The 18,282-nt window shown below is 68.6% G+C and carries 14 protein-coding genes; 3 read left to right on the top strand and 11 right to left on the bottom strand.

The annotated features are described in order from the left end of the window. The first annotated feature begins 35 nt into the window (after positions 1 to 35). Both ACFJGU_RS14400 and glgB read left to right on the top strand, forming a co-directional pair. Positions 36 to 2,072 (top strand): maltotransferase domain-containing protein, encoded by a 2,037-nt coding sequence (locus ACFJGU_RS14400; RefSeq protein WP_382310380.1) that lies wholly within the window; start codon positions 36 to 38, stop codon positions 2,070 to 2,072. Continuing rightward, positions 2,072 to 4,291 (top strand): 1,4-alpha-glucan branching protein GlgB, encoded by a 2,220-nt coding sequence (gene glgB / locus ACFJGU_RS14395; protein ID WP_382304185.1) that lies wholly within the window; start codon positions 2,072 to 2,074, stop codon positions 4,289 to 4,291. The genes ACFJGU_RS14400 and glgB overlap by 1 nt, the downstream gene beginning before the upstream one ends. Before the next feature lie 27 nt (positions 4,292 to 4,318). Here the strand turns inward: glgB and ACFJGU_RS14390 are convergent, their stop codons facing one another. After that, complete coding sequence (locus ACFJGU_RS14390) at positions 4,319 to 5,149, bottom strand: co-chaperone YbbN (protein ID WP_382304184.1); 831 nt, start codon at positions 5,147 to 5,149, stop codon at positions 4,319 to 4,321. 138 nt (positions 5,150 to 5,287) lie between these two features. Then, positions 5,288 to 7,108 (bottom strand): hypothetical protein, encoded by a 1,821-nt coding sequence (locus ACFJGU_RS14385; RefSeq protein ID WP_382304183.1) that lies wholly within the window; start codon positions 7,106 to 7,108, stop codon positions 5,288 to 5,290. A gap of 181 nt (positions 7,109 to 7,289) precedes the next feature. Here ACFJGU_RS14385 and ACFJGU_RS14380 point away from each other — a divergent pair, with 181 nt between their 5' ends. Next, positions 7,290 to 8,345, top strand: a complete 1,056-nt coding sequence (locus tag ACFJGU_RS14380) for an AI-2E family transporter (RefSeq protein ID WP_382304182.1) — start codon at positions 7,290 to 7,292, stop codon at positions 8,343 to 8,345. A 6-nt stretch (positions 8,346 to 8,351) separates the two neighbouring features. On the opposite strand, the gene ACFJGU_RS14375 is transcribed toward ACFJGU_RS14380, so the two are convergent. From ACFJGU_RS14375 to ACFJGU_RS14335, 9 genes are all read right to left on the bottom strand, one after another. Next, positions 8,352 to 9,071 carry an alpha/beta hydrolase gene (locus ACFJGU_RS14375; RefSeq protein ID WP_382304181.1) on the bottom strand — a complete coding sequence of 240 codons (720 nt, stop codon included), beginning with the start codon at positions 9,069 to 9,071 and terminating at the stop codon, positions 8,352 to 8,354. A gap of 19 nt (positions 9,072 to 9,090) precedes the next feature. After that, a complete protein-coding gene (locus ACFJGU_RS14370) occupies positions 9,091 to 9,387 on the bottom strand; it encodes a hypothetical protein (protein WP_382304180.1) in 297 nt (98 codons plus the stop codon). Between the two features lie 24 nt (positions 9,388 to 9,411). Next, on the bottom strand, positions 9,412 to 11,049 hold the full coding sequence (locus ACFJGU_RS14365; protein ID WP_382304179.1) for a Na+/H+ antiporter: 1,638 nt from the start codon (positions 11,047 to 11,049) through the stop codon (positions 9,412 to 9,414). 74 nt (positions 11,050 to 11,123) lie between these two features. After that, positions 11,124 to 11,786, bottom strand: a complete 663-nt coding sequence (locus tag ACFJGU_RS14360) for a transglycosylase SLT domain-containing protein (RefSeq protein WP_382304178.1) — start codon at positions 11,784 to 11,786, stop codon at positions 11,124 to 11,126. 5 nt (positions 11,787 to 11,791) lie between these two features. Continuing rightward, on the bottom strand, positions 11,792 to 12,475 hold the full coding sequence (locus ACFJGU_RS14355) for a lytic transglycosylase domain-containing protein (RefSeq protein ID WP_382304177.1): 684 nt from the start codon (positions 12,473 to 12,475) through the stop codon (positions 11,792 to 11,794). An 18-nt stretch (positions 12,476 to 12,493) separates the two neighbouring features. Then, the gene (locus ACFJGU_RS14350) at positions 12,494 to 14,209 is read right to left on the bottom strand and encodes a dipeptide ABC transporter ATP-binding protein (RefSeq protein ID WP_382304176.1); all 1,716 of its coding nucleotides are present in this window, start codon (positions 14,207 to 14,209) and stop codon (positions 12,494 to 12,496) included. Then, complete coding sequence (locus ACFJGU_RS14345; RefSeq protein ID WP_382304175.1) at positions 14,206 to 15,300, bottom strand: ABC transporter permease; 1,095 nt, start codon at positions 15,298 to 15,300, stop codon at positions 14,206 to 14,208. Before ACFJGU_RS14345 ends, ACFJGU_RS14350 begins: the two co-directional genes overlap by 4 nt. A 1-nt stretch (position 15,301) precedes the next feature. Then, the gene (locus ACFJGU_RS14340) at positions 15,302 to 16,387 is read right to left on the bottom strand and encodes an ABC transporter permease (protein ID WP_382310379.1); all 1,086 of its coding nucleotides are present in this window, start codon (positions 16,385 to 16,387) and stop codon (positions 15,302 to 15,304) included. 110 nt (positions 16,388 to 16,497) lie between these two features. Then, a complete protein-coding gene (locus ACFJGU_RS14335; RefSeq protein WP_382310377.1) occupies positions 16,498 to 18,120 on the bottom strand; it encodes an ABC transporter substrate-binding protein in 1,623 nt (540 codons plus the stop codon). Positions 18,121 to 18,282: the final 162 nt, after the last annotated feature.

Genomic DNA, 18,282 nt, shown 5'->3' with positions numbered 1-18,282 from the left:
AGGCGGCGGCGCCCCTCCGGCCCGCGCGTGACAGCATGGCGGCGACGCCTTTCGAACCCCGGGTCGGGCGCATCCCGATCATGGAGGTCTTCCCCCAGGTCGAGGGCGGGCGGTGGCCGGCCAAGGGGTACGTCGGGGAGGTCATTCCCTTCGGCGCCCTGGTGTTCCGAGAGGGCCACGACGCGGTCGGCGCGCACCTCGAACTCGAGGCTCCCGACGGCACGGTGACCGACCGACCGCTCACCCGCACCCACAGCTGGGACGACGAGTGGCGCGGCCTCGGGCAGGTGACCAGCGAGGGCGATTGGCGCTTCCGCATCCGTGGCTATTCGGATGACTACGCCACCTGGGAGCACAACGCCACCATCAAGATCGCGGCCGGCATCGACACCGAACTCATGCTCGCCATCGGCGCACAGCTCTTCACCCGCCTGGCGGGCGAGGTCGAGCGCCCCGCCGCCGAGCGGGACCTGTTCGCCCGCGTCGCCGCGCAGCTCACCGCGACCTCCGGCCCGACGGCCGAGCGTCTGGGCCTGGCCTACGGGCCCGAGGTGACGGAGGCGCTCCGCCGCCACCCCGCGCAGAGCCTGGTGACCTACTCCGACTGGATGCCCCTCCGCGTCGAGCGCACGCGCGCCGGCTCCGGCGCCTGGTACGAGTTCTTCCCCCGCTCGATCGGCGCCAAGCAGGCCGCCAACGGCAGCTGGAAGAGCGGCACCTTCCGCACCGCAGCCAAGCGGCTCCCGGAGGTCGCGGCCATGGGCTTCGACGTGCTCTACCTGCCGCCCATTCACCCCATCGGCGAGGCCTACCGCAAGGGGCGCAACAACACGCTCGACCCCCAGCCCGGCGACCCCGGCTCGCCCTGGGCGATCGGCGGCGCCGCCGGCGGTCACGACGCCATCCACCCCGACCTCGGCACGGTCGCCGATTTCACGTCCTTCCTGAAGGCCGCGAAGAAAGCCGGACTCGAGGTCGCCCTCGACTTCGCCCTCCAGGCCTCCCCCGACCACCCCTGGGTGAAAGAGCATCCCGAGTGGTTCACCACGCTGCCCGACGGCTCGATCGCCTACGCCGAGAACCCGCCGAAGAAGTACCAGGACATCTACCCGATCAACTTCGACAACGATCCCGCGGGCATCCGGGCCGAAGCCCTCCGCCTCCTGGAGTACTGGATCGCGCTCGGCGTGAAGATCTTCCGGGTCGACAACCCGCACACCAAGCCGCTCGACTTCTGGGAGTGGGTGATCCACGAGGTCAACGCCGCGCATCCGGAGGTCGTGTTCCTGGCCGAGGCCTTCACCCGCCCGGCGCCGATGCAGGGGCTCGCGAAGGTCGGCTTCCAGCAGTCGTACACCTACTTCACCTGGCGCAACACGAAGACGGAGATCGAGGAGTTCTTCACCAGCATCTCGCAGGAGACGGATGCCTTCTTCCGCCCCAATCTCTTCGTGAACACGCCCGACATCCTCACCGAGTTCCTGCAGTTCGGCGGGATGCCGGCCTACAAGATCCGGGCCGTGCTCGCGGCCACCGGCGCGCCCACCTGGGGCGTCTACTCCGGCTACGAGCTGATCGAGAACGTGGCCCGGCCCGGCGCCGAGGAGAACATCGACAACGAGAAGTACGAGTACAAGGCACGCGACTTCGCGGGTGCCGAGGCGGCCGGGCGCTCCATCGCGAGCGACATCACGCTGCTCAACGACATCCGCCGTGCCCATCCGGCCCTCGGGCAGCTGCGCAACCTCCGCATCCACCGCAGCGACGACGACTCGATCGTCGTCTACTCCAAGCACCTCGACGGGGAGTTCACGCCCGACGGCGTCTCCGACACCCTGATCATGGTGGTCAACGTCGATCCGCACTCCGTGCGCGAGACCACCGTGCACCTCGACCTCGAGCTCCTCGGCCTCCCGGCCGGGGCGAGCTTCGAGGTCACCGACCTGCTCTCCGGGAACGTCTGGGAGTGGTCGGCCGACAACTACGTGCGACTGGACGCGTTCACGCAGCCCGCACACATCCTGCACTTGACCCCCGGCCCCGGCCGGCACAACGAAAGCGGCGCATCCTGATGGCCTCACTCGACGGCTCCATCGCCCTGACCCTCCCGACCATCCCCGAAGAGGTGCTCCAGAAGGTCGCCACCGGGTCGTACTACAACCCGCACGCGGTGCTCGGGCAGCACCTGGTGAACGCGGCCGGTGTCTCCGACCCGGTCACGGTCATCCGCAGCCTCCGCCCCCTCGCCACCGAGGTGAGCGCTGTGCTGGAGAACGGCGCCCGCGCGCAGCTCACCCACCTCTACGGCGGCATCTGGCAGGGCATCACCATCACGGGCCTCAACGACTACGTGATCGAGGCGCGCTACGACGACGGAAGCGTCTGGACGGCCGACGACCCCTACCGCTTCTCCCCCACCCTCGGCGACCTCGACCTGCACCTCATCGGCGAGGGCCGCCACGAGAAGCTCTGGGAGGTGCTCGGCTCCCGGGTCGAGGAGAAGCAGGGCATCGATTCGCCCTCGGCGGGCACCGCCTTCGCAGTATGGGCTCCGCACGCCCAGGCCGTGCGCGTGATCGGCGACTTCAACGGCTGGGACGGCACGCGCCACGCCATGCGCAGCCTCGGCGGCACCGGCGTCTGGGAGTTGTTCATCCCGGGACTGACCACGGGCGGCAACTACAAGTTCGAGATCCTCACCCAAGTGGGCGAGTGGGTGCGGCGCGCCGACCCGATGGCCCGCTACACCGAGGTGCCGCCGCTCACCGCGTCGGTGATCGGCACGGGCTCCTACGAGTGGCAGGACGGCGAATGGATGCGCCACCGGGCCACCACGAACCCGCACACCAGCCCGATGAGCGTCTACGAGATGCACCTCGGCTCGTGGAGGAAAGGGCTCGACTACCGTTCCCTCGCCGACGAGCTGATCCCCTATCTGCAGCACCTCGGGTTCACGCACGTGGAGTTCATGCCGCTCGCCGAGCATCCGTTCGGCGGCTCCTGGGGCTACCAGGTCACCTCGTACTACGCGCCGAGCTCCCGCTTCGGTCACCCCGACGACCTGCGCTACCTGATCGACCGGCTGCATCAGGCCGGCTTCGGCGTGCTCGTCGACTGGGTGCCCGCGCACTTCCCGAAGGACGAGTGGGCGCTGGCGCGCTTCGACGGCGAGGCGCTCTACGAGCATCCCGACCCCCGCCGGGGCGAGCAGCCCGACTGGGGAACGCTCGTGTTCAACTTCGGCAACAGCCAGGTGCGGAACTTCCTGGTGGCCAACGCGCTCTACTGGCTCGAGGAGTTCCACATCGACGGCCTGCGGGTCGACGCGGTGGCCTCCATGCTCTACCTCGACTACTCGCGCAAAGAAGGCGAGTGGCTGCCGAACCAGTACGGCGGGCGCGAGAACCTCGAGGCGATCAGCCTGCTGCAGGAGGTCACGGCCACCGCCTACAAGACGAACCCGGGCATCGTGATGATCGCCGAGGAGTCGACCTCCTGGCCCGGCGTCACGCACCCCACCGACCGGGGCGGTCTCGGGTTCGGCATGAAGTGGAACATGGGCTGGATGCACGACACCCTCGACTACATCGAGAAGGACCCGATGTACCGGCAGTACCACCACGGCGAGATCACGTTCTCGTTCCTCTACGCGTTCAGCGAGAACTTCATGCTCCCCATCTCGCACGACGAGGTCGTGCACGGCAAGGGATCACTGCTACAGAAGATGCCGGGCGACCACTGGCAGAAGCTGGCGAACCTGCGCTCCTACCTCGGGTTCATGTGGGCGCACCCGGGCAAGCAGCTGCTGTTCATGGGGCAGGAGTTCGGGCAGCCCTCGGAGTGGAGCGAGGAGCGGGGGCTCGACTGGTGGATCCTCGACCAGCCGGTGCACCAGCAGCTGCTCGGGCTGGTCTCGCGACTGAACACCGTCTACAAGGAGAACCCGGCTCTCTGGGCGCTCGACAACGAGCCGGCCGGATTCGAGTGGATCGACGGCGGGTCGCCGTCGCAGAACCTCGTGTCGTTCCTGCGCTGGGATTCCGAGGGCAACCCGATCGCGGTGCTGATGAACTTCTCGGGGCAGCCGGTGGGGCCGTACCGCGTGGGGCTGCCGTTCGGCGGCCGCTGGGACGAGCTGGTGAACACGGATGCGCTGGAGTACGGCGGCTCGGGCGTCGGCAACTACGGATCGGTCGAGGCGGAGTACGTGCCGTGGTCGGGGCGTCCGGCGTCGGTGGAGTTGACGTTGCCGCCGCTTGCGGCTCTCTACCTCAAACCACACAAGGGGTAGGGACGCGGAGCTGCGCGTTCGGAACGCCTAGTAGAGCAGGGCTGCCAGGCGGCGGCGGGCGGCTGCTACGCGGGGGTCTTCTGTGCCGACGACCTCGAAGAGTTCGAGGAGGCGGGTGCGGATGAGGTCCTTGGTGGCCTGGTCCTGCTTGGGGAAGAGGGTCAGGAGGCGGTCGAAGGCGTCGTCGACGTGACCGCCGGAGACGTCGAGGTCGGACACCAGGAGCTGGGCTTCCAGGTCGTCGGGGTTCGCGGCTGCTGCGCTGCGGATCTCGTCGAGGGACTTGTCCTGCAGGCGCGCGAGGAGCTTCACCTGGGCCAGGCCGGCCACGGCCAGGGCGTCGCGGGGGTTCTGGGCGATGGCGGTCTGGTACTCGGTGATCGCCGTGGCGTAGTCGCCCCGGGAGATCGCCTCGTAGGCCTCCGCGTGGTGCGGGGGCAGCGGCTCCTCGACGGGTTCGGCCGGAGTCGCATCCGGATCGGCGCCCTCCACCGTCACCGTGCCGGTGACGCCGTTCTGCGCGGCGAGCTGCAGCACCTGCTCCACCACGGCCCGCACCTCCTGCTCCGGGTAGTTGCCCTGGAACAGCGAGACCGGGCGGCCGCCGACGAGCGCGGCCACCGTGGGCACCGACTGCGCCTGGAAGGCCTGCGCGAGCTGGGGGTTGGCCTCGACGTCGACGCCGACGAGCACCAGGCGACCGGCGTAGCTCGTGACCACGCTGCTGAGCACCGCGCTGAGCTCCTTGCTCTGCTCGGCCCACTCGGCGCGGAGGTCCACGATCACGGGCACCGAGTTGGAGAGCTCGATGAACTGGGTGAAGTTCGCGTCGTTGCCCTCGAGCACGAGCGAGGGCACGGCACCCGTGGGTGCTCCGGCTCCCCCGGGCGCGCCCGGTCGTCCCGCCGCACCGGGTGCTCCCGGTGCCGGGACGGTTCACGAGCGACGACAGGTCGACGGCTCCGCGCAGATTGCCTGCAGGGGGCGGGGGCATACTCACGGCAACTCCTTCGCTTGCACGAGCCCCTGCGAGAAGCCGAGGAGCTCTGCCTTACCGGGATCTCCGAACGGAGGGATGTAGAACAGCAGCTGGTAGCCGTAGGTCGCCTCGACGCCCTTGGCCGTCTCGGTGATGCCGGAGAGGGCCTTCACGGCGCCCTCCGCGCTCACGGTGGCGCCGGACTCGATCGGCTTCGCCGTCTCCGACTCGCGGAGATCGACGGCCACCAGGGCGCCCGAGTCGCTCGTGGCCAGGGCGATGCTCTGGCCGGTGCCGGCGACCTGCGCGAAGTCGATGGTCGCCGACGACCCGATCCCGCTCTTCTTGGCGTTCTTGTAGTCGACGCCCACCTGGGTGCGCAGCGTGTCGCCCGTCGCGTCGATCTGGTCGATGTACTGGCTCGCGTCGCCGACCGAGAGGATGTCGGCATAAGCCGTCTTCAGCTGGTCGGGCGTCATCGTGAGGAGTTTCGTGTCCAGCGGCAGCCGAGTGGTGCCCACGCTCGCCGCGGCCACCGGCGGAAGACTGGTGTCGGGTTCGAGGGTGATCTCGTAGTAGACCTTGTAGTTCGAGCGGGGCGTCTCCTGCACGAGCATCAGCGCCACGGGCGGAACCGACGTGTCGTCGCCCTGCACGATGGTGAACACCGATTTCGGCCACGAGTCGGTGGCCTGCGGCAGCACGACCTGCAGCGGGCCGGAAGGGATCGCCTGCGGCGCCGGGTACTCCGGGTATCCGGCGCGGATGGCGTAGGTCGCCGAGCGCAGTTCGAGCGCGGGGCCGGTGAACCGGTCGGCCAGCTGGTCCTTGTTGCTCGCCGCGTCGGCCTCGGCGGTCACCGAGGAGATGTTCGCGACGATGGCCTCGAGCTGCGCCTCGGTGACGGCGGGCGTGGGCGCGTTGTCGGCGTCGTCGACCGCGACCGGGGCATCCGGGTCGGGGGTCGCTGCGGCGTCGGTGGATGACGCGTCGGGCGTGGCCGGAGCGGTCGCCGCATCCGTCGCCGGCGTCGCCGCCTGGGGCCAGTAGTCGGCGGAACAGCCGCCGAGGGCCAGCAGCGAGGCGAGGGCGACCGGAACGGCGATGGCCGGAGCGATCGAGCGACGGCTGCGCTTGACACCGGATTCGATGGCGTTGGTGCGTGAGGAGGAGAAGCGCTTGCCCTTCGGGAGTGTCGGCGGTTTGCGTCGCGGCCGCTGCGAGCGACGCATGTGCAGCAGGCCCAGCACCAGCAGCACGAGGCCGGCGAGGAGGAAGGCCACGCCGCCCACGATCAGCGGGCCGACCCACGGTGTGGCGTTCGGGATCGGCCAGGAGAGCCGGATCTGCGTGGGTGCAGGCTGCGTGCCGTCGGACGCGACGATCATCGAGTAGCCGGCGGGCAGGGCCAGCGTGCGGTACATGGCGTCGTCGGCCGTGAACTGCTCGAGCCACAGATCGCTGTCGGCCGGGTTCGCGGAGCCGCTGGCCACGTTGTCCGCCGCGTCCGGATTCGCCGGCACCGTGGTGGAGGTCAGTTCCCCGCTGTCGGCGTCGTAGCCGATCGAGGCGTATTCGGAGCCGTCGAGCCAGGCCTCGACGTCGGCGGTGCGCCCGTAGGCGGCGAAGACGGTGTCGCTGCCGGTGAGCACGATCGTCTGCTTACCGGTGTGCGCCGTGAGCGCGGACGAGTCGATCAAGGCGTAGGCCTCGTCGCCGTCGAGGGTGACGGACGACACGACCGTGCTCGGGGGAAGGAACACGGTTCGTTGCGCGACACCGGCGCCGATCAGCGCAGTAGCGATGATGAAGGCGAAGATGGCGAAGATAAAGCGCACGAAGACTCCTGACAAAGACATTAAAAGATAGCCGATGCCGCCGACAGTCTCCCACAGCGTACGTTCAGGAGGCGTTCACCACGACACGGCGACGGCGCCGGGAGATACCGGATCGTGACCTCCGGAGGCCCGTAGTATTGAGCAACGCCCACCCGGACGACGCCTTCGAGGGAGCAACAGAGTGAAGATCCAGAACGCGTTCACCCTCGGTCTCGTCGCCACACTCGGAGTGGGTGTCGGCCTTCTGATCATTGGTGCCGTGGTGTCCCTGGCCACCATCCTGACCTACATCGGCGTCGCGATCTTCATCGCCCTGGGCCTGGATCCGATCATCTCCTGGCTCGAACGGAAGCACTGGCCGCGCTGGCTCGCCATCCTCACCGTTCTCGTAGCAGTTCTGGGCGTCTTCACAGGCCTGGTGTTCGCCGTGGTGCCCATCATCGTCGAGCAGACGTCGCAACTGATCACCTTGGTGCCGAACCTGATCAACCAGGTCCTCGACCAGAACTGGCGCGATTCGGTCACCGATCAGCTCGGCGGTTTCATCGACGTCAACGAGGTCTACAACGCCGTCATCAATTACTTCCAGGATGCCGGGAACATCACGGCCCTGGCCGGCGGCGCCCTCCAGGTGGGCATCGGCATCGCGAGCGGGGTGTTCGGCGCCATCATCGTGCTCATCCTGACGCTCTACTTCACGGCATCGCTGAACGGGATGAAGCGCGCGGTCTACCGGCTGGTGCCGGCCTCGAAGCGAGAGCGCTTCGCCGACCTGAGCGAACAGGTCACCGGCGCGGTGGGCCGCTACGTGGTGGGTCAGATCAGCCTGGCGCTGATCAACGGCGTGCTGAGCTTCATCTTCCTGTCCATCATCAACGCCCCGTTCTCCGCGGTGCTCGCGTTCCTGGCCGGCATGCTCTCCCTCATCCCCCTGGTCGGCACGCTCTCGGGCTCGGTGATCATCGTGCTGGTCTGCCTCATCCCGGGCCTCGGATCTCCGCTCACCGCCCTCGTCGCGGCCATCTACTACATCGTCTACATGCAGGTCGAGGCCTATCTTCTGAGCCCCAAGATCATGAACCGCGCCGTCTCGGTGCCCGGCTCGATCGTGGTGATCGCGGCGCTGGCCGGCGGGACCCTGCTCGGGGTTCTCGGCGCGCTCATCGCCATCCCGATCGCGGCGTCGTTCCTGCTCATCATCAAGCAGGTCGTCATCCCCATCCAGAACGAACGGTGATCGCGCCTACTCGCGATAGGTCGTCGGCAACGGATACGCGGCGGCGTTGACGCGGGCCACGATCTCGTCGAGCACGCGCCGGGTCTGCTGCTCCCCCACCCAGAGGTGCTTGCCGCCCTCCACCGCCACGAGCTCGATGCTCGGCACGGACGCGAAACGCTCGCGGGCCTCGGCGGGCCGCAGGTAGTCGTCGAACTCGGGCACGACGGCGACCAAGTGCTTGCCGTTGCCCTCCCAGGCCGCGACATCCGCCTCGGTCGCGCGGTGGAGCGGCGGGGAGAGGAGGATGGCGCCGTCGATCGGATACTGCGCCCCGTAGCGCAGCACCAGCTCGGTGCCGAACGACCAGCCCACGAGCCACGGATGCGGCAGCCCGCGCTCGGCCACGAAGTCCATCGCGGCCTTCACGTCATACCGCTCGGCGTCCCCTCCGTCGAAAGAGCCACCGCTCGTGCCGCGGGGCGAGCTGACGCCTCGGAGGTTGAAGCGCAGTACGGCGAGATCGGCCAGAGCGGGCAGCCGGGCCGCTGCCTTCCGCAGGATGTGCGAGTCCATGAAGCCGCCGTGAGTGGGCAGCGGATGCAGCGTCACGAGTGTCGCGACCGGGTTGCCCGAGAGCGGCAGCGCGAGTTCAGCGACCAGGGTCACCCCGTCGTCGGTGTGCAACTCGATCTCCTCGCGGCGTGCGGGCAGCTCGGTGGCGCTGCGGATCTCGATCTCGGTCATCGCGTCGTTCCCCTCACGGTCAGGCTCCGATCCTCCAGCAGTGGCTGTGCCAGTGCCGACGGGCGGCGAGGTCGGCGGTGTCGCCGAGCACGCCGTCGGCGCGCCAGGTGACGAGATGGGCGACCCCGGGAGCCACCACGAGACCGCAGCCCGGGCAGACGTACTCCTTCACCGCGGACGCCCCCGACACCGGCTGCACGTTCCAGTCGCCGTCACGGCGGTGCTCCACGCGCTTCCACCCGGCCAGCAGGTGCGTCAGGTCGGACTCCTCGTCGCCGTCTCCCGCGCGTCGGCGCGGACGGTTGTTGCGAGGCATGGCTCCAGTCTACGAGCGCCCGGGTCAGTGCATGTCGGAGCCGTCGGTCTGCTGCAGCCGCGACTCCTCCTGGTCGAGCATGAGCTGAGCCCGCACCAGGATGCGGGAGGCGTACTCGCCGCGGCCGCGGGCCTCGAGCAAGGCGGTGCGCTCGGCCTTCAGCACCTCGAGCCGCAGCACCCGGTACTGGCGGTGCGGGGTGCCGATCTCCTCGTTCTCGGAGTGCGCGCGTTCCCAGGCCGATTCGCTCCTCAGGTCCGCGTCGCTGCGCACCCGGTCGACGACGCTCTCGTCGACCACCTCACCGTTCGGCAGGCTGACCTCGGGGGCCTCGAGCACCTGGAGCCCTGCGGCCCGCAGCTCGTCGACGAGGGTGGCGAACTCGGCGTGGTCCGCCGCCTCGTCGATGCCCCGGAGCTTGGTGACCCCGATGATCCACGGCAGAGTCCCGCCCTGCAGGATGAGCGTGACGATCGAGACGGTGAACGCGATCAGCACGAGCTGGTTGCGGTATGGCGTCGCCTCCGGCAGCGACTGGGCCGCCGCGACCGTGACCACCCCGCGCATCCCGGCCCAGGAGAGCACGACGCCGCCCTTCCAGCCGGTCGACTCGGTCGCTTCGGCGCCGCCGGGATCTCGTCGACGTGCCCGGGCTCTCTGCACCGAGAGCAACGGTGCCACGAAGGCGAAGCGGATGATCAGCAGCACGATCGCAGCCCCGATGCCGAGCACCACGGCTCCGACCGCGTTGAGGTTGGAGTTCTCGTCACTCTGCGCGATGGCTGCGAGGAAGATGTCCTTCAGCTCCAGCCCCATCAGGAGGAACACGCCGTTCTCGAGCAGGAACTGGATGGTGCGCCAGTTCAGCCGCTCGCTGATGCGCGTCGAGGCGGAGAAGTACTTCGCACCCATGTGCCCCGTGTAGAGACCCGCCACCACGACGGCGAGAACTCCGGATGCCCCGATCGCCTCGGCCGGGATGTACGCGATGAAGGGGATGATGAACGACACCGCGGTGGTGAGCACCGAGTCGTGGAGCTTCGAGCGCAGGAACACCGTGATGATCCCCACCGCCAGCCCCACCGCGATCGCCACCACTGAGGAGTAGGCGAAGTCGATGGCCACGCCGCCCATGCCCGCGAAGGCCAGCGTTCCGGCGGTGGCCGCGACCGCCGAGCGCAGCAGCACGAGGGCTGAGGCGTCGTTCACGAGGCTCTCGCCCTCCAGCACCGCGATCAGTCGTGGGGGCAGCCCCAGCTTCTTGCCGATGGAGGTCGCCGCCACGGCGTCCGTCGGACTGATCACGGCGCCGAGCGCGATCGCCGCGGCGAGGTCGAGGTCGGGCAGGATCATGAACAGCAGGAAGCCGGTGATGAGGGCGCTCACGATCACGAGGAGCACCGAGAGCATCGAGATGGCGCCGAAGTTCTTGCGGAAGTCGACCAGAGGCAGGTTGATGGCCGAGGAGTAGAGCAACGGCGGCAGCACACCGGCGAGGATGATCTCCGACGGCACGTGCACCGGCGGGATGCCGGGGATCAGCGAGATGAGGATGCCGATGACGACCAGCACGATCGGGGTCGCGAGCCGCAGCTTCGGCGAGAGCACGGAGACTCCGACGATGATGATCAGGCAGATCACGGCGACGAGTTCGGGCCTCATGCGATCAGCCTACTGAACGCCCCGGCGCCGCTCGGAACCGTCCACGGATGCGCCATCCGGTTTCGTCGGACGGGCTAGTACCAGCCGCGATTCTCCGACGACGCCCAGGCCTCGCACGGCGTGCCGTAGACGCCCGCGATGTATTGCAGGCCCCAGTTGATCTGCACGTTAGGGTCGGACTCCCAGCCCGGCCCCATCTTCGAGCCGGGAAGGGCCTGCGGGATGCCGTACGCGCCGGACGGGTTCGAGGCGGTCGGGTTCCAGCCTGACTCCCGGTTCCACAGCGCCAGGAGGTAGTAGTAGTTCTGCTCGCCCCAGCCGTAGCCCATGACCGCCTGGTAGGCGATGTCCTGGAGGCTGCCCGCCTCCGGGGGTCCGGGCGTCGGAACGACGTTGGCCTCGCATCCGCCACCGGCCGGAGCGGGCGCCGAAGCCGAGGTGCCGGTCGAGGGCTCCGCCTTCACGGCCACCGGCACGACGACGGGCTCGGGCGCGGGCGGGTCTTTCACGGTGTAGCCGTCGCGCGTCACCGACTGCGACGCTCCGGCGGCCACGTCGAGCGACTGCTCGCCCCCGGCAGCGGCGACGACCGTGGGTGCGAAGTTCTGCGAGGCGTTCGCGCCGACCGAGTGCGGATCGACCGCGAAGAGCAGCACGAAGGCGGCGGCGACGCCGAACGCCATCACCTGAATCCCCGTACGGATGACGGGGTTGGTGGACGCGCGCGTGGAAGACATCGGTATCAATACCAGTGGTTCGCGTCGGAATGCGCAAGTGCTGTGGCCGGATCGCCGTACACGCCCTGGATGTAATTGAGGCCCCAGGTGATCTGCGTGGCCGGGTTGGTCGCCCAGTCGGCACCGGCGGTGGCCATCTTCGACCCGGGCAGCGCCTGCGGGATGCCGTAGGCGCAGCTGGAGCTGTTGAGCGCGTTGACGCGCCATCCGGATTCGCGGCTCCAGAGCGCGACCAGGGCGTCGAACTGCGCTCCCGTCCACCCGCGCTCGGCAGCGAGGGCGGCGGCGATCACCTGTGCGCCGGCCGGATCGGGCGACGCGAGATTCGGGTCGGGGCAGCCCGTGTCGACGGCCGGCCCGGTGGAAGCCTTTTCGATCACCGGGGGCGGAGGCGGGGGCGCCTCGGTCACTCCGTAGGCGTCGCGGAAGACTCCGGATGCCACGGCTCCGCTCACGGCAAGGGTCTGGGCCGAGGCTTCCGACTCCGTGAACTCCCCGGCGAAGGACGACGACGCCGTGGCGGTGGACCCCACGTTGGGAGCCACGACGGTGACGAACAGACACCCCGTGACGGCGGCCAGACCGAGCACCTGCAAGGTGACCCGACCGGGGTTCGTGGTTCGCCGGTCGCCGCCACGAACCCGGGTGGAGGTCTGCGTGCGCGCTTCGATCAGGGAGTGCTTAGCCACGATTCGACCGATTTTAGCTCATCGGGCTGGGTTCTCACCGGCCTCGGCCTGAATCCGGGCCAGAACCGTGCGGCGCGCGGCCTGTTCGACCGGGTCGGGCACGGGCAGCGAGGCCAGCAGCCGGCGGGTGTACGGGTCGCGCGGGTCGCCGAGCACCTCGGCGCCCGTGCCCTCCTCCACCAGGCGGCCGTGGTAGAGCACCGCGATCCGGTCGGCCAGCAGGTCGACCACCGCGAGGTCGTGGCTGATGAACAGGGCGGCGAAGCCGAACTCGAGTTGCAGCTCGGCGAAGAGCTCGAGCACACGCGCCTGCACCGAGACGTCGAGCGCGGAGGTGGGCTCATCGGCGATCAGCAGCTTCGGCTCCAGCGCGAGGCCGCGCGCGAGGCTGGCCCGCTGCCGCTGTCCGCCGCTCAGCTCGTGCGGGAAGCGGTCGCCGTAGCTCTTCGGCAGCTGCACCGCCTCGAGCAGCTCGTCGACCCGCTTGCGCGCCTCCGCCGGGTTCTTCGCCCGCCCGTGGATGACGAGCGGCTCGGCCACCGCGTCGGCGATCGTCAGCAGCGGGTTGAAGCTGGCCGCCGGATCTTGGAACACGAAGCCGATGTCGGCGCGCAGTGGCTTGAACCGCCGCTCGGCGAAGTCGAGCATCTCGAAGCCGAGCACCTTCAGCGAGCCGCTGGTGATGCGGGTCAGGCCGCCGATGGCGCGGCCGATCGTGGTCTTGCCCGATCCGCTCTCCCCCACCAGTCCCAGCACCTCGCCCGGGCCGATGCGGAACGACACGTCGTCGACCGCCCGGAAGCCCTTGCGGCCGAAGCGGGCCGCGTACTCGATGGTGAGGTTCGTCGCCTCCACCACGGGCACGTCGACGATGCCGCCGGAGGCGCGTTCGGCCCGCACCCGCTGTCGCTCCTCCGTGCGCACCCGGCCCTGCCCGATGCGCGGAACCGCGTCGAGCAGACGCTTGGTGTAGTCGGCCTGCGGATGCGCGAACAGCGTCTTCGCATCCGCCTCCTCCACGACTTTGCCCTGGTACATCACGGCCACGCGGTCGGCGAGGTCGGCGACCACGCCCATGTTGTGGGTGATCAGCACGATCGCGGTGTCGAACTCGTCGCGGAGGCGGCGCAGCAGCTCGAGGATCTCGGCCTGCACCGTCACGTCGAGTGCGGTCGTGGGCTCGTCGGCCACGATCAGGCCGGGGTTCAGCACCAGAGCCGAGGCGATGACCACCCTTTGCTTCTGGCCGCCCGAGAACTGGTGCGGGTAGTAGTTCACCCGCACCTCGGGCTCCGGAATGCCGACCTTGCGCAGGATCTCGACGGCTTCGCGCTTCGCCTCGGCGCGCGACAGCTTGCCGTGGGCGCGAAGCCCTTCGGCGATCTGCCAGCCCACGGTGTAAACCGGGTTGAGCGCCGTCGAGGGCTCCTGGAACACCATCGAGACGTCGGCACCGCGCACAGCGCGCAGCTGCTTCTTGGAGAGCGAGACGACGTCGGAGACCGAGGTGCCGGCGCGGTTCGAGAGCAGCACGGCGCCGCCGGTGGTGGCGGTCTCGGGCAGGAGGCCGAGGATCGTCTTGGCGGTCACGGTCTTGCCGCTGCCCGACTCCCCCACGATCGCGAGCACTTCACCGCGGTTGACCGAGAGGCTCACGCCGTCGACGGCCTTGACGGCGCCGGCATCCGTGGCGAAGGAGATGGAGAGGTCTTTGATGTCGACGACGCGGCTCATTTGCTGTTCTCCAGTCCATCCGTCGAGTTCGCGCCATCCGTCGAGCTCGGGGCGGTCGCGTTCTCGTCGAGGATGTCGAGATCCGACGGGAGCGGAGCGTCGACCGACGTGGCCGACATGGCTCCCGACTTGGCCTTCACGCGCTTGCGGCCGCGCAGCCGAGGATCGGCCAGGTCGTTGAGGCTCTCACCCACCAGGGTGATGCCGAGCACGGCGAGCACGATGGCCAGACCCGGGTAGAGCGCCGTCCACCAGATGCCGCTCGTCACGTCGGAGAGCGCCTTGTTGAGGTCGTAGCCCCACTCGGCCGCTGCGGTGGGCTCGATGCCGAAGCCGAGGAAGCCCAGGCCCGCGAGCGTCAGGATGGCCTCCGACGAGTTCAGCGTGAAGATGATCGGCAGCGTGCGGGTGGCGTTGCGCAGCACGTGCCGGAACATGATGCGCGGCGTCGACGCCCCGAGCATCTTGGCCGATTCCACGTAGGGCTCCGCCTTGATGCGGATGGTCTCGGCGCGGATCACCCGGTAGTACTGCGGGATGTAGACCACCGTGATCGACAGTGCTGCGGCGAAGATGCCGCCCCACAGACTCGACTGGCCGCCGGAGATGACGATGGAGAGCACGATTGCGAGCAGCAGCGAGGGGAACGCGTAGATGGCGTCGCCGATCACCACGAGCACGCGGTCGAGCCATCCCCCGATGTAGCCGGAGATGAGACCGAGCAGGATGCCGATGAAGATCGAGAAGATCACGGCGATGATGATGACGAGGATCGCGGTCTGCGCTCCCCAGATCACGCGGGAGTAGACGTCGTAGCCGCCCACCGTGGTGCCCATGATGTGCTCGGGGCTCGGCGGCTGCTGGGCGCCGAACGGGCCGTCGGGGCCCCGCAACTGGGCGAAGCCGTAGGGGGCGATCAGCGGGGCGAAGATCGAGACCAGCACGAAGATCGCCGTGACCACGAGGCCGGTGACGAGCATCCCGCGCTGCAGCCCGACGCTCTGGCGGAGCTGCTTCAGCACGGGGAGACGCCCGAAGAACCCGTTCTTCGTGGGAGGGAGGGCGGCGACGGTCTCTGTCGTGGTGCTCATGTCAGTACCTCACCCTCGGGTCGATCAAGGCGGCTATGACGTCGACGACGAAGTTGGTGAGCGCCACGATCACGGCGAGCAGGGCGACGATGCCCTGCACGGCCACGAAGTCGCGGGCGGCGAGGTAGGCCGCGAGCTGGAAGCCGAGACCCTTCCACTCGAAGGTGGTCTCGGTCAGCACCGCGCCCCCGAGCAGGATCGCGATCTGCAGGCCGATGACGGTGATGATCGGGATGAGGGCCGGCTTGTAGGCGTGCTTGCGCACGAGCCGGCCTTCACTCACGCCGCGCGACCGGGCGGCATCCACGTAGTCGGTGCCGAGGGTGCCGATGACGTTGGTGCGCACGAGCCGCAGGAAGACGCCGGCCGTCAGGAGGCCGAGGGCGATGCCCGGGAGCACCGCGTGCGAGAGCACGTCGCCGACCGCGGCGGGGCTGCCGAGGGCGATCGAGTCAATCAGGTAGATGCCCGTCTTGTTCGGCAGGCTCTGCATCGCCAACTCGGTGCGGGTCGAGGCCCGCCCCGCCACCGGCAGCCACTGCAGGTAGACCGAGAACACGAGCTTGAGCAGCATGCCCGCGAAGAACACGGGCGTGGCGTAGCAGAGGATGGCGAAGATGCGCAGCACCGCGTCGGGGAACCGGTCGCGGAAGTAGGCGGCGAGCATGCCGAGGGGGATGCCGACGATGAAGGCCACGATGAGGGCGTAGAAGGCCAGCTCGAGCGTGGCGGCGCCGTAGGTGAGGAGCACCTCGGTGACCGGGCGGTTGTCGCTCAGGGTGTTGCCGAAGTTGCCCGTGAAGATCTGGCCGAGGTATTCGAAGTACTGCACGATCACGGGCCGGTCGTAACCGGCCTCGTGGATGAGCGCCTGCAACTGATCGGCGGGGAGCTTGCCGCCCTGGGCTGCGGTGATCGGATCGCCGATGCTGCGCATCAGCACGAACACCAGGGTGACCAGGATGAAGATGGTCGGGAAGATGAGCAGGAAGCGCACCAGGAGGTAGCGGCCGAGGCCCCCTCCCGCGCTCTTCGGTTTCGGAGCGACCACCGACGGCGCGTCGGTCGGAAGCGTACTAGTCGTCATCATTGCCAATCAGTCGGTGCCGGGCGCAGCAGGGGCGGCCGGTGTGACCGGCCGCCCCCGTGCGGTGGGCTAGCAAGTACTCTAGCCCGCGGTGTTTCTGGCGCTCGTGCCTAGCCCTTGGTGAGCGGCGCGTAGCGGAACTTGAACGACGCGTCGAGGGTGACCCCGTCGACATCCGTTCCCGCGACGGCCACCTGGGCACCCTGCAGGTAGGGCACCGTCGACAGGTCGACGGCTTCCTTCGCCTGGATGTCCTCGATGATCGCCTGGCGCGCGGCCGGGTCGGGAGTCGAGGCCTGCTTCAGGATCAGGTCGTTCACCTCGGGGTTGTCGTAGTGGTTGCCGAGGAAGTTCTCCTTGAGGAAGAACGGCGTCAGGTAGTTGTCGGCGTCGGAGTAGTCCGGGAACCAGCCGAGCTGGTAGGCCGGGTAGACGTCGGCGGTGCGGTCCTTGGCGTACTGCACCCACTCGGTCGACTGGAGGTTGACCGTGAACAGGCCCGACGACTCGAGCTGGTCCTTGATCAGCGCGTACTCGTCGCCCGAGGAGGGACCGTAGTGGTCGGGGCTGTACTGGAGGTTCAGCTCCACGGGGCCGGTCACGCCGGCCGCCTCGAGGGTGGCCTTCGCCTTGTCGACCGAGGGGCCGCCCGATCCGTCGCCGTAGGTGTCCTTCAGGACCTCGGTGGCACCGGTCAGACCCGCGGGCACGAACGAGTACAGCGGGGTGTAGGTGCCCTTGTAGACCTGGTCGGCGATCTCCTCGCGGTCGATCAGGTCGGCGACGGCCTGGCGCACCGCGGTGGCCTTCGCCGGGTCGGCGTCAGCGGTCGTGGCGCCGAACGGCTGGGTGTTGAAGTTGAACGTGATGTAGCGGATCTCTCCACCCGGGCCGTCCCACACCTTCACCTTGTCGTTCTTCGACAGGTCGTCGACGTCGGTGGCGGAGAGGCTCCGGAACGCCACGTCGATGTTGCCCTCTTGCACGTCGAGCTTGAGGTTCGACGAGTCGGCGTAGTACTTCGCGTTGACGGCCGATTCGGCCGGAGGAAGGACGCCCTTGTAGCCGTCGAAGGGCTCGTAGGAGATCAGGTTGTTGAAGTCGTAGTTCGTGATCTTGTACTGACCGGCGAAGGCCTCGCCCTTGACGATGTCCTCGTCGGGCGTGATCTCGGTCGCCGAGAACACGTCCTCGTCGACGATCGGGCCGGCCGGGCTCGACAGGATCTGCGGGAAGACCTGGTCGTCGGGGTTCTTCAGGTTGAAGACCACGGTGAGGTCGTCGGGCGTGTCCACGCTGTCGAGGTTGTAGAGCAGCGACGAGGGGCCGTTGGGGTCGGCGATCGCGATGTCGCGGTCGAAGGTGAACTTGACGTCGGAAGAGGTCAGCTCGTTGCCGTTGGCGAAGGTCAGTCCCTCCTTGAGCTTCACGGTGTACTGCGTGGGGCTCGTGAACTCGGCGCTCTCGGCGATGTCGGGCTCGACGTCCGGGCTGCCGTAGGGGGTGTTCATGAGGAACGGGAAGACCTGGTTCATGACGGCGAAGGAGCCGTTGTCGTACGAGCCGGCCGGGTCGAGCGTGGTGACCTTGTCGGTCGTGCCGACGATGATGGCGTCGCCCGCCGATGCCGTGCTGCCGGAGTTACCGGCGCAACCAGTGAGCACCAGCGCGAAGGCGGCACCACCGGCGGCCACGACGAGAGTGCGTCGGGCGAATTTGGATGCGGATGTCATATCCGTCATTACCTCTTCCTGATCATGTTGCGGTGCGCACCGGGCGCAGAGAAGAGCGCACAGCACGCATTTGCTGTGAGACATGGTTAACACACTCGAAGGTCGTCACCCAACCGGGGGACGGACCGGGCGGCCATTCTTTACGCGATCGAAATGTTCGAC

The organism is Herbiconiux sp. UC225_62 (assembly GCF_042694625.1).
Lineage (GTDB): Bacteria > Actinomycetota > Actinomycetes > Actinomycetales > Microbacteriaceae > Herbiconiux.
Note: the sequence above shows the minus strand (reverse complement) of the source record. Positions and strands in the feature narration are given on the sequence as shown.